Origin of the sequence: Verrucomicrobium sp. BvORR034, from assembly GCF_000739635.1 — a bacterium.
GTDB lineage: Bacteria > Verrucomicrobiota > Verrucomicrobiia > Verrucomicrobiales > Verrucomicrobiaceae > Verrucomicrobium.
Genome location: NZ_BATQ01000007.1, coordinates 47,731 through 60,818, shown reverse-complemented (window position 1 = coordinate 60,818; position 13,088 = coordinate 47,731). Strand labels below are relative to the sequence as shown.

At 65.0% G+C, this 13,088-nt stretch carries 2 protein-coding genes; both read right to left on the bottom strand.

From position 1 onward, the window contains the following. Window positions 1-604: 604 nt before the first annotated feature. Window positions 605-3,826 carry an inverse autotransporter beta-barrel domain-containing protein gene (locus BV034_RS00985; protein ID WP_050023219.1) on the bottom strand — a complete coding sequence of 1,074 codons (3,222 nt, stop codon included), beginning with the start codon at window positions 3,824-3,826 and terminating at the stop codon, window positions 605-607. Window positions 3,827-4,660: 834 nt separating this feature from the next. Continuing rightward, window positions 4,661-12,688 (bottom strand): autotransporter-associated beta strand repeat-containing protein, encoded by an 8,028-nt coding sequence (locus tag BV034_RS00980; RefSeq protein WP_265592495.1) that lies wholly within the window; start codon window positions 12,686-12,688, stop codon window positions 4,661-4,663. Between the last annotated feature and the right edge of the window lie 400 nt (window positions 12,689-13,088).

Below are 13,088 nucleotides of genomic sequence, written 5' to 3'. Positions count from 1 at the left end.
GAGCACAACCGCCGATTGGGAACGAAGCGCAGCGTGTGCCCCTACCCCGAAGCCGTATGAGGTATGGGACCTCAAGGGCAATGGGGTGCCGCAATCCCTCCGGCCACCCACGGCGGTTGTGCTTGAAGCACAAACCGCCGCTCCTTGGACAATCGCTTCCTGAAACACTGTAGGGCAAGCGCTCTGCTTGCCGGGTTCAGCGAGCGGCCCCTGACTGAGGCAACCGAGGCGGTCGCCCTACAGGCCCGGGGTGGGTGGTTGCTGGAGGTGCTGGAGTCGCTCCTTGGACCATCGCTTCCAGACTCACTGTAGGGCAAGCGCTCCGCTTGCCGCGCGCGGCCCCTGGCTGAGGCAACCGAAGCGGTCGCCCTACAGGCCCAGGGTGGACGGTTGCTGGAGGTGCTGGAGTCGCTCCTTGAACAATCGCTTCCAGACTCACTATAGGGCAAGCGCCCCGCTTGCCGCGAGCCACCCCTGACACTGCCACACCCCCCACAAAAAAGCCGCACCCGGTGAAGGGTGCGGCTTCGTGTGATGCATGTGCACGGAGCGGTTGCGCGGCTCCCCGCTCCCCGCTCGCGAGCGCACTCGCGCCAACGATCGATCAGGGCACGATGGCTGGCAGGGTCGCCTGGGTGTTATTCAGCAAGAAGCTGCCGCTGATCGGTTCCGTGGTGCCGTTGATGACGTCCAGCTTGTTCGCGGTCTCGTTGCTGACGCTGTTGCTGGAAGGGGCATTCAGAGTGCCGTTCACGCTGAGTCCGCCGCCCAGGCCATTGGGCGCGATGCGCTCGACCAGGATGCCGGTCTGCGAGAGGCCGCTGATGACGTTGTTGTTGAACCCTGAAACTGTGAGGATGCTGGTGCCGCCGGACCGGAGGTGAATGCCCACGGTGTCCACGGTGGCGGCTGCGGTGATCGCGTTGTTCGTGACCGTCGCATTGAGCTGGCTGCCGCCAGTCGCCGAGACCAGGATCGCTTCGTTGAAGTCACCGCTCAGCACGTTGCCAATGATGTCCACGTCACCGATGAACGAGGCATCTGCCGGGGCCATGCCGCGGTGGTCCACGGAAATACCTGCCACGGAGAAGTCGCCGGAGAGGGTGTTGTTCAGGATATCAGAGCTGAGCTTGGCAGCCGTGCCAGAGGCCACGTTGCGGCGCAGGGAGATGCCCGTGCCGAAGTTGCCGGTCAGCGCATTGCCGATGACATCCACGTCCACGATGCCGTTGCGGGCCTCGACGTTAACCCCGTATGCCGTGAACGTGCCGCTCAGCAGGTTGCCCTGCACCTGGCCGCACACGTTGCCAGTACCCGTGCCGTTCTGGAAGTAATAGATGCCCGCGTCTGAGAACGTGCCGGAGAAGGTGTTGTTCAACACATCCACATCCACCGTGCTGGACCCACTCCTGCGGGCTTCGACGCCGGAGGTGAAGGTGCCGGAGAAGGTATTGCCTTCCACATGCCCATCAATGGTGGTCGTGCCGTTTGTCGCGAACTCGACCCCGGAGCCAAAGGAACCGGAGAAGCTGTTGTTCAGGATCTCCAGCTCCAGATGCGAGTTCGTCCCGACCGTCGTGCCCCACACGCCGATGTCGTTGAAAGTGCCGCTGAACTGGTTGCCAATGGTCTTGCCCACCATGCTGGAACCGTTCCCGGCGGTGAAGGTGATCCCCGTATCCTCGAACTCGCCGCTGAAGACGTTCCCCTGTGCGGTGATGTCAAGAACTGACCCGGCCGTCGAGCTGGTAGAGCGGAAGGACATGCCGACCTGATCGAAGTCGCCCGTCAGGTGGTTGTTCGCCACCACGGCAGTACTTTCACTTCCGGAGGCGTGATCAACAAGAATGCCGTAGAGCCGGTAGAAGCCGCTTAGGTTGTTGTCCACCACCGTGCCATCGATCACGCCCGTTCCGGCAGTGATGAGCGCGATGCCCCGGTCGAAACCTCCAAGCACGTCATTCCCCTGGACGAGAGCATTCACGGTGGAGCTGCCTTCGCTGAGCACATCGATGCCATTGTACGTCGAGCCGGTACCCACACCGGTCACCTGGTTGCGCAGGACATTGACCGCGGAGGTGCCGCCGTCATTTGTGGTGGACCGGATGCCGCTGCCGCCGGAGGTGAGATTGTCCGTCACGAGGAGTTCCCGGACGTTCAGCGCATCGATGGCTGCGGGGAGGAGCAACGGTTTCCGCACGTCATACCCGGTCACCTGCAGGAAGCCGATGTTGGTGGCGTTGAAGTTCCCGTTCAAGCCCGGACGGGGTGTGCCGCCGCCGAAGTAGGTGTTCCCCAGCGCCACGAGGGGCGTGAAGGAACTGATGAACCGGGTGCTGCCCGTGGCCACTACGCTGCCGATGTAGTCCGTGCCGGTGCCGCCCTGGGTGTACACCTTCCAGATGCTGCCGTCGGTGCTGACGTTGGAGTTGCTGCCCGCTGCGAACGCGCCTTCCGCGACGTTGTCGAAGGGCTTCTCCGCCGTGCCATCGGCCCCTGCTTTGCCGGAGGTCCCGGCCTGGATGCCGTTGCCCACGGAGATGCCGTTGTTCACGAAGATGATGTCATCTGCCAGCACGACGCGCTGGGCGGTCTGGGAAACAACTCGCGTGACGCGCTTCACGCTGGTGCTGCTGGTCTGGGAAACAACGCGCTCGGATTCCTTGAAGCTGTTGGCGAGCTTCACCGCGGCGTTCTGGCGGCCCACGGGCTCAGCCATGCGCTCCAGCAGATGACGGCGGCGGGGGGTGAAGGCATCGCCGACGCGATCCCAGAAGCCTTTGCCATCGCCCAGGTCGCCCATTTCGAAGGGGATCTGAAGCTGCACGCCCGCGGTCCAGTCGCTGCCCGTGAGGCGCTCGTCCTCATACCAGGTGCCGCTCAGGATGAGGGCGGGCACGGGGCGCACTTCCAGGCCGGCCTTCCAGCCTTCCACATTGCCGGTACCGCCCTGCTGGGGGCCGAAGGGTTGGTTGTCGAAGCTGTAGTAGCCGCCGATCAGCATCACGTCCAGGTAACGATCCAGCCCGGGGATCAGCACCGCTACTTCTGCGTCCCAGCCTTCCATGCCTTCCTCGAACCGCTGGAGCAGGCGCTCGATGGTGGTGGTGGTGGTGGTGGTCCGCGTCGTGCGCGTGCTGTAGTTGGTGAAGAGGCCGTCCTGGGCGACCGTGTTGCCCGTGGCGAAGGCATCGCCCAGGGGAGTGACGGACTGGGAGCCGCTCACCCCGCTGCTCGAGCGGGAGGTGCGGAAGGTCTCGCGGGAGCGCTGCTCCTCCGCGAGCTGGCGATCCGAGAGGGGGATGTAATAATTCCCGCGGAACTCGATGTAGCGCGTGCCTGCCTCCAGGCCGACCCCGAGCTGCCAGAACTGGTTGTCCGACTCCGTGTCCAGCATGTCCACAAAGAGGTTGGCCCCGATGAAAGCGCCTTCTTCAAAGAAACCCGCCTGATGACCGTCGTGGATCGTCAGCGCGCTGAGCGGCTGGCTGCCAAAGAGGTGCCGGTAGCCCAGGCCGAGCGAGGCGGCGATCTCCCCGCCCTCGCCATAGGAGACATAGGGCTCCAGGAAGAGCAGCCCGCCGCTCAGGGTGGCATCTGCCCCCAGGGAACTCCACAACGGAGCCACGATGCTGAAGTTGCCGTCCGTGTAGGCATCATTGGTTTTGATGCCGGAGTTGATCGTGCCCCAGTAGAGGGGCTCGGCTTGGGCAGGCTGGATGACCTCCTTGCCGCTGGGGTTCTTGTTATCCAGCGTGCCCGCCGAAGCGGGCAGCAGAGGAAGGAGGGCCAGTAGGAGCCCGGAGCAGGCACTGGGGGTTCTCATGGGAGTCGGGAGTCTGTTAGAGGACTGAGGGTGAGTATTTTGTGAGATTAATTTCCTATTTTTACAATTAGTAAAAGCAATGACTCCCTGCAATGGTGATGTTCTGAATTTTTAGTCGCTATGGTGACTCGGCGGTGGGGTGGAAAGGGTGTGTCACTGGGGACAGAGGTTGATTCGTCGCTCCTTGGACACCCCCCCTGACGCACTGTAGGGCAAGCGCCCAGCTTGCCACGCGCGTCCCCTGACTGAGGCAACCGAAGCGGTCGCCCTACAGGCCCGGGGTGGTTGGGTGCTGGAGGTCCTGGAGTCGCTCCTGACCAAGGAGCGGCGGTTTGTGCCTTGAGCACAACCGCCGAGGAGGAGCGAAGCTCAGCGTGTGCCCCTGCCCCGAAGCCGCATGAGGTATGGGACCTCAGGGGGGTTGGAGACCTCATGGGCAATGGGGCGCCTCAATCCCTCCGGCCACCCACAGCGGTTGTGCTTGAAGCACAAACCGCCGCTCCTTGGACAACCGCTTCGTGACGCACTGTAGGGCAAGCGCCCCGCTTGCCGTGCGCGTCTCCTGACGCTGCAGATCTCATCCCGCTCAAACACCCCACACGCCGCATCCCTCCGCTCAAGATGCCGGTTGGGACAACCGGACTACGCCCGGTAAGGCAGCTGAAAGTAATTCGGCTGTCCTCAGCCATTCAGAACGCGGGAGGAAGGTGCGCACTGAGTCCAATGCGGCAACTCGGCAGGCATGAAGGCGGACGCGCCAGCCTCCGCTCCCACGCGGAGCTGGGAACCCCCGCCTCCTTTGGCCTGCCCCCTTCGCTGGGCGTGCCCCGTGCATCAGCTCAGGTCTTCTGTCTTTCGTCTTCCAGTCTTCTGTCTCCGCATCCCGGCCAAGACCATCCCCACCATCAGCAAGACCATCCGGCTGGGCTCGGGCACCACCACGAGGATGCCATCACTGACGAAGAAGCTGGTGTCCCAGACCAGGCCGGTACCGGCGAGGCTGGGCAGATCCAGATCGAGCAGGGCGTCTCCCGAGCCATCGCGCATGGAGAGCCCCAGATTGTTGGAGAAGGAGGTACCGACCAAGGTCGTCCAGTCCAGCAGGTTGAAGATCTGCCCGTAGCTGGCAGAGAAGCCAGTCACAGGCACCACATCGATGCCCGCCCCGTTCTGCTGCACAAAGGTGCCGGTCACGCTGACCTGATCATGATCGCCTTGGCCCACGCCGTTGGTCTTCACATAGGTGATGTACCCGGCGGAGCCGATGGTATTGCCTCCAAAGCCGTCCGTGCTGGTGAAGGTGGCGCCGCGAATCTCCAGCGTGGAGTTGGAGCCGGTGTTGAGCGTGACGCCCTGGCTCAGGTTGATCTTGCCGATGCCGCCGTTTGCATCGGGGTCGCCCGGGTTCAAGGAACCTCCTGTGAGGATGGTCGTGATGCCGCCCACGGTGCCGTTCCCGCCGAGCACGCCGGAGACGTTCATGGCGCCGCTGGCCGTGCTGCCGTTCACGATGAGCGCCCCCGCGCTGACGGTGGTGGTGCCGGTGTAAGTATTGGCGCGGGTGAGCTTGAAGGCGCCCGTGCCCTGCTTGTCCAGGCCGCCGCCGGTGCCGGAGATCACGCCGTCATAGGTGGTGCTGGAGTTATTTCCTCCGGTCGTGAGTGTGGCGTTGCCCAGGGTGACATTGCCACCGGTCGCCCCGCCACCCGCCAGAGAGGCAATGGTCTGGGCGAAGCCCGCCAGATCCAGCGCCGCGCCCGCGGTGTCCGCCAGGGACACGGCGGAGTTCGCGGAAAAAGCGCTGGTGGAACCGGCCCGCAGGATGCCGCCGTTGATGGTGGTGGTGCCGGTGTAGCTGGACGCTCCGTTGGCCGGAGTGCTGAGCAGCAGCGTCTGCACGGCGGAGCCGGTCTTCACCAGCGACACGGCTCCGGTGATGGAGCCGTCGTAGCTGAAGTTCGAGGAGTTGTTGATCGTCAGCGTGGCGGCCGTCGCGCTGTGCACGTTCTTCAGCATGGTGTTGCCCTGGAAGCTCAACCCCGCCACCTGCTGGTTGAAGCCATTGAGGTCAAACCGGGCGCGATCCACGTTGGAGCCGTTGCCGATTCGCAAGACCGTGCCCGTGGGCAGGCGGTTGTCACCGCCAGCGATGCGGAGCACACCCACCACGACATCCGTGCTGCCACCGTAGTCGTTGCCCGCATTGGTCAGCTCCACCACATTGGCAAAGGTCGGGCTGTCCGCCGCGCGAATGGCGAGGCCAAAGGTATTAACGCCATCCGTGATCTTCCCGCTGATGACCAGGGCGCTGCCCCCGCTGGAGCCCACACGGGCCAGATCACTGGCCAGCGTCACCTGCCCGGCCCACTCACTAACGCCGGAGCTGCCGTGCAGACCGCCCTGGCTGCCGTTGCCCACACCCGTGATGGTGATGTCTTCATTCACCACCGTGATGCCGCCAGAGAGCTCCACCCGACCGCCAGCTGCCACCGTGGTCTGCGTGACACTGCCCGTATTGCCCAGCGCAGAAGCATTCGTGATGCGCAGGATGCCGTCATTGACCGTGGTCAATCCGGCATAGGTGTTGGCATTGCTGAGCACAAGAAGGCCGGTGCCCGCCTTGGTGAAGCTGCCCAACCCTCCCACGATGCCTGCAAAGGTCTGCGTGGAGCCCTGGGTGACGGTGAGCGTGGCTCCTGAAGCGATGCTGATGTTCCCACCCAGAGCCCCGCCGCCATTCAGCGTGCCGATGGTCTCAGACGCGTTCACCTGAAACACTGCTGTGGCATTGTTCGCCAGCGTGACCGCGCCGGTATCCGCCAGGGCCGCGCCGCCGGAGACAGACAGCGTGCCTTCATTGATGGTCGTGCCGCCGGTGTAGGCATTCGTCCCCGTGAGGGCCACGGTGCCGGTGCCCGTCTTCAGCAGGCTGCCCGCGGCGCCGCTGATCGTGCTGCTGATGGTGAGCGTGCCGGTGCCGAGGTGATGCAGGCCCATCGCCGCCGCACTGGCGCCGAGGTTGCCACCGTCGATGGCGAAGTTGTTCGCACCCGTGATGAGAAGGATGTTGTTGTTAAACGTGAGCGACGTCCCGGTGAGCACCAACGTGCCTGCGCCGGGGTCCGTGTTGATGGTGAGGGAATTCAAGAGGTGCGTGCCCGACAGCATGGTCAGCGTCGTGCCCACATAGTCCGTGTGACCCACCTGGGTGATGAAGTTGGTGGCTCCGCTGTTGCTGTTGTTGCGCAGCTCGGAGGTGGCGGCCCGCACGACCTGCCCGGAGCTGATGGTGCCGAAGCCGGTGCCGGTGGCGTCCTTCACCGTCACGAAGGCGAGCAGGCCATTGGTGAGCTGGGCGCTGGGGTTCGAGGTCAGTACGGCAGAGCCGGAGGAGATGTCCAGGAACAGCCGGGCATTGGTGCCCACCGTCCAGGTGCTGCCCAGGGTGAGGGTGGTGCTGGTGCCGCCGTTGTTGTTGATGACGATGCTGCTGCTCGTGCCTGCGGTGAGGGTGAGGTTCCCCAGAGTCTGGCTGGAGGCCCCCGTGGCCGCGCCCCGCACGCCCAGCGTGCCGCCGGACAAGGTGAGCGCCGAGGTGGAAGCCAGCACGCCGGTGGTATTCGTACCCAGGTCCAGTAGCAAAGTGCCGCCGCTCACGGTGGTGCTGCCCGTATAGAGGCTCAGGCCGGTGAGCGTCTGCGTGCCGGTGCCGGTCTTGATGACGCTCAGGTTCCCCGTCGTCGTGGCACGCAGGGAGCCGCCAAAGCTGTAGCTGCCACTGCCGCCCAGGGTGAGGGTGGCCGCGGTGGTGGTATTGGTGTTGGTCACAATGCCGGTGCCGTTGCTCAGGCCCTCGATCGTGGTGTTGCGCGCATTGAGATCAAAGGTGGCACCTGAGGCCACCGAGACGGTGTTCACCACGCTCAGGGCGGTGGTCGAGTTCATCCGCAGGGTGCCGGAGTTCACCAGCACGTCCCCGGTGAAGCTGGCGTTGTTTCCTGAAAGCTGGGCGAAGTTCCCCGAGCTGCCGGTGATGGTGAGGTCAAACGCCCCGACGAGCGGCCCGCTGAGGGTGACAGAGCCGGTCCCGGTGGAGGTGAGGGTGAGCCCCTTGTTCATCGTGACCGTGCCGCTGAAGAGGGCGGCGCTGTTTCCAGAGTTGCCGATCGTAGCCGTGCCCGTGGACCCGGCCGCCACGGTGATAGCATTGGCGTAGGTTATGTTGGCCGCACTGAGGAGGGAGGCGCTGGCCGTGCCGGTGGTATGGCCCAGAGTGACCAGGCCCGTGCCCGAGCCGCCCAGAGCGGAAGCACTGCTGCCGCCCACCACGGTGCCCTCCTGGATGGTGAGCCCGCCCGTGAAGGTATTGGCCCCGTTCAGCAGCAGGGTGGAGACACCCGCCTTGATCAGGCCGTAGTTGTTTCCGCCATCCCCGATGGCTCCGTTGAAGGTGATGCCGGTGGTCCCCGAGGGCAGGGCGGTCTCCACGGTCAGCGTCCGCGTGCCGCCGGTGATGGTGGTGGAGCCCTCGAAGATCAAGTTCCTGTCATTGGGCACGCCTGCGCCGGAGGAGTAGAACGTGGTGTCTGCCGCCAGGATGATGGTGTTATGCAGCGTGATGGCGGTCGCGCTGCTGGTGGCACGCATGCGGCCTCCGGCCAGGGTGATCGTACCGGTGCCAAAGGGTCCGCTGGTGGGGGCATCCCCCGCCCCGCTGGAACTGACGAGCGGCACGACGTTGGAGCCTGTCTGAATGATCGTGCCGCCCGAGTAGGTGCTGGCCCCGCCCGGAGCGTACTGGCCGCTCCCGGTGGCTGGCCCGACGATGACGCCGCCGGGTCCAGTGATGTCTCCGCGCAGGAAGAGCGTGGAACCATTCACTTTGAAGGTGACCCCACCGGCTCCCAACGTCACGCCTTTGCGCGCATCCAGATCTGCGCCTGCGCCTTCCACCGTGGCATTGTTGAAGTAGAAGTGGGAGGCATCCGCCACGGCGGGCACTCCGCCCCAGGAGGTATCCACCGTGAAGCGCAGGATGCCATCCACAAAGGACACGCCGCCGGTGAAGGTATTGGCCCCGCTCAGCACCAGCGTGCCGGTGCCGGTCTTCACCAGTTGCCCAGGTCCGCTCAAGGGGCCGGAGATGGTGAGCTGCGTGGCGGTGAGCGACAGGGCGGTGTCCTCCGCCAGCACCACGGGGGCGGAGATGGTGTGCGTGCCGGTGGTCACGTTCAGCGCGGCGCCGTTGCCGTTGTTGTTAAAGACCAGGAACCCGCCTCCGGTGGCATTCAGGGTATAACTCTGCGCGCTGTTGATGTTCAGCGTGCCCACCGTGGCGGCAGCGGAGTTGATGGTCACGTTCCGCGGCGCGGTGATGATGCCGCCGAGCGTGGCCGTGGCCCCGGTGCCATTGGGGATGATGCTGCCGGTCCAGTTCGCCGCCGTGAACCAGGTGCTGCTGGCGTCCACATTCCAGGTGGAGGAGGCGGCACTGCTGGAGACCACCAGTTGCAGCGCGGTGCCGGAGTTCACCAGGGAGTAGGAGAAGCCGCCGCCGGTGGTGGCCCCCAAATACAGGAATGCCGTGTTCGTGGCCTGCCCAGCGCCGTAGGTGATGAGGTTGTACGTGCCCAGCCCCACGCCGCCGAGGCTGTTCAGATCAATGCGCGCCCCGCCTGCATTCACCAGGAGCTTGCCGCCATTGAGCACGATCTGGTCGGAGCTTCCCGGCGCGGCGATGTCGAACTTCAGCACGGCCGCATTCCCTGCCGTGGTGCTGCCCAGGACGAGGATGTTCGTGGCCGCAGTGCCCTGCAGGGTGAAGGTGTTGATCGTGCCGCTGAGCAGGTCCAGCGTGCCCCCCAGGTCCCCGCCGTTCAGCGTGAGGCCCTTGGTCCCCGTCAGGGAGCCGATGGTGCCCGTCCCGGCCAGCGTGGCGCGGTTGGCCACGGTCACCGCCGAGCCCGTGATGGAGCCCGTCAGCACCAGTCTGCCTCCGCTGACGCTGGTGTTCCCGGTGTAGAGGTGATCGCCCGTGAGCGTCCAGGTGCCGTCATCCGTCTTGGTGAGGGAGACGACGTCCCCGCCGTTGTCCGTGAGGCGCGCGGCGAAGATGTTGTTTCCCATATTCGTGCCGCGCAGGGTGAGGGTGCGGGTCCCGCTGCCGGTGAAGGCGATGTCTCCGGTGTTCGTGAAGTTCACCGCGCTGGCAGCGGACACGGCGTTGTTATGCAGCGAACCTCCGGAGGCCCCCAGGGTGAAGAGACGGTCCGTGCTGGCGGCGGTGGTGCCCGCGTAGGAGAAGCCGCCGCCGTTCAGCACCAGGTTCGCAGCGTCGGCGGTGGACTTGCCGATGCCGCTGTTCTGTCCGCCGTTGCCCAGCAGGGTGATTTCCAAAACCCCGGTGTTCACCGTGGTCACGCCCGTGTAGGTGTTGGCCCCGGTCAGGGTCAGCGTGGTGATGCCGGTGCCGCCGCGGGTGAAGTTCAGCGCCTGGGTGCCGCCGTCCTGGATGAGGCCCGCGTAGGTGCTCGCGAGGCCGCTCACCACCGTGAAGGTGGCCGCCGTGGCATTGCTGCCGTTTTCAATGACGGCGTTCGTCGTGGAGGAGGCGAGGCCAGAGTTGGCGCTGGAGCCCACCGTGGTGTTGAAGCCGTTCAGGCGCAGGGTCGTGTTGGCGGGCGCGGTCGAGTCAAAGAACAGGTTCCGGGAGCTCGTGAGGGCCGTGGTGCTGCCCATCTGGAGCACGCCCTCCATGATGGTGGTCTCCCCGCCATACCCGCTGGTGCCGGAGATGATGAGCGTGCCCGCCCCCAGCTTGGTGAGGTGGCCGACGGAGCTGGTCAGGTTCGAGGCAAAAGTCACCGTCTGCCCGTTGGTATCGATCCGGAAGGTCTGACCCGCCGTGGTGGCGAAGCGGCCGGAGTAGTCCGTGGTATTGCCCGCCGTGAAGCGCAAGGTGCCGCCGCCGAAGGAGATGGTGCCGGTGCTGCCCAGCGCCCCGGCGCTGCCCACCTCGATGACGCCCGCATTGATGGCCGTGCCGCCGGTGTAGCTGTTGGCCCCGGAAAGCGTGAGCTTGCCCGCGCCGGTCTTCACGAGCCGCAGGGTGAAGAGTCCGTTGTCCCGCAGGATGCCGCCGAAGTTCGTGTCCGCCGCCTGGTTGACTGTGAGCGTGGTGTTGACGGTGGCGCTCTGGACAAAGGCGTTGTTGTTCACCGTGTCCGCACTGGCCAGGCCGTTGATGGTGTGCGCGGCGCTGCCCAGTTGCAGCGTGCCGGTGCTGCCCGCGCCGAAGGTGACCGCACTGTTGAATCCGGTGGTGCCGACCAGCTCCAGAATGCCCTGGTTGATCGTCGTGGCCCCGGTGTAGATGATCTGGACGCCGGACAATGTCTGTTTCCCGGAACCGGTCTTGGTGATGCCCAAGGTCCCGGTGCCGATGCCGCTGACATTCCGCAGGTACCCGGCATAGGTGAAGTCCGCGCTGTTGTTGATGGTCAGCACCGAGTCGATCGCAAAGGCCTCTGTGTGGGAGTTCTGGATGATGCCGCCGAGTGAAGTTGTTTCCGAAATCCCCGCCACCGTCTGGTCATTGCCGTACAGGGAGAAGTAGGAGTGGATGGCGGAGGTGTTGTTCTGAAAGCGGATGACCGAGTTCGCCCCGAACTGCTGGCCGAACTGGTTGCGCACCGTGTTGGCCGCGGTGCCGACCCCCGCGGCGTTGAGCGAGGTGCCGTCCATGACGAGATCTCCCGGCACGGCGATGGCCCCGCCCGTCTTCTGGAGGGACAGGATGCCAGTCATCACCGCGCCGCCGGTCACGACGGTATCGCCCACATAAGTGTTGCTGGTACTGCCGCTGAGGATGAGGTTGCCGTTGCCCCGCTTCGTGAATCCGGCCGTGCCGGAAATGACACCGCTGAGGGTGATGTCGTTTCCTGAACTCGTGGTGAAGTTTGCTGCGGCATTGATCAGGATCGCCTTGGCCGTGGCGATGCCGCCCGCAGAAAGCAGCGTGCCGCCGCCGGTGCCAAAGGTGATGCCGCTCGTGCTGCTCGCTCCATTGAGCCCCGCCGTGCTGGTGGCCAGCGTGGCCGCGCCCTGAATGACGATGGGCCCCGTGAAGGCACTGGTCCCCGTGATGTTCAACCGGCCGCCGAAGGTGGGATTGGCCGAGTCTCCAACTGTCAGGGAGGAGACATTCGCCCCCAGGCTGCCGATGCTGAAGATCGTGCCGGTGAATCCTGTTGTGGAGACGGCTGCACTCACCGTGCCGGTGTTGTTCACGTCGCCCAGGGAGATTACCGTGGCGGCCCGCGCCCCGGTCAGGGTGAGATTGCCCGTGCCGCCGATCGCTCCGGTGATGGTAATGGTCCCGGTCTGGTTGGACCCCGTGCTGATGACCAGGTTCGTGTTGGCGATGGTGATGCTGGGCGCGATGCTCAGCGAGCCGGAGCTGGCGGTGCTGATCACGGCATTGGCCCCCACCCCGTTCGTATTGTCGAAGACCATACCCGACGCGGTTCCGGCCGTGATGGACCAGTTTCCCGTGTTCAGGTTCAAGAGCTGGCCCAGGGTGATGGCTCCACCGCCGGTGAGGTTGAGCGGCGTGGAAGCCGCGGTCGTCGCGGTGTTGTACTGGGCGATGTCGCCCGCCGCGTTAGGGAACCCCGCTGGCGTCCACATCGCCGTGTCCCAGCCTGCGGTGGAGCCACTGGGCAGCGTGTAGGTGGTGGCTTCCGCCCGCCCGAGCAGGCCGAGCAAAGCCATGCCGGACAGGACGGCCGACCGCAATCGCCAGGGGCGGGCGGAGAGAGGCGGAGGCGGCGACGACGTCTTCTGAGCAGAAAGGGCGTTCATGTGAGTGCGCAAGCGTGAGGAAAAAAACAAGGCGTCGCCCCCGGGTCCTTCACTCATTAACTGGCAACACCCCTTTTAATGCGTTGTCTCCAGGCCAACGGTTTGACACACAGACTCTCGAAATAATTTCGTTTCGCTAAGACCCGCTTCGCGGGAGACAGAAGACGGGAAGACGAAAGACAGAAGACTTGAGCTGACGCATGAGAGCCCATGCCCAGTGAAGCCGGTCAGCAAGGGAGGGAGGGGCGTTCCTGTCCCGGTCGGACGCGCCACCCCTGACGCCGCAGACCTCATCACGCCCAAGCACCCCAACACCCCGCACCCCTCCGATGCCTGAGCCGGTTGGGACAACCGGACTACGCCCGTGGCGATGGCTGAAAGCTCTGCACTGCTTTACTGA

Excerpts from the sequence above, each read along its gene's own strand:
- BV034_RS00980 (WP_265592495.1), bottom strand. The coding sequence starts at position 12,688 with ATGAACGCCCTTTCTGCTCAGAAGACGTCGTCGCCGCCTCCGCCTCTC.
- BV034_RS00985 (WP_050023219.1), bottom strand. The coding sequence starts at position 3,826 with ATGAGAACCCCCAGTGCCTGCTCCGGGCTCCTACTGGCCCTCCTTCCT.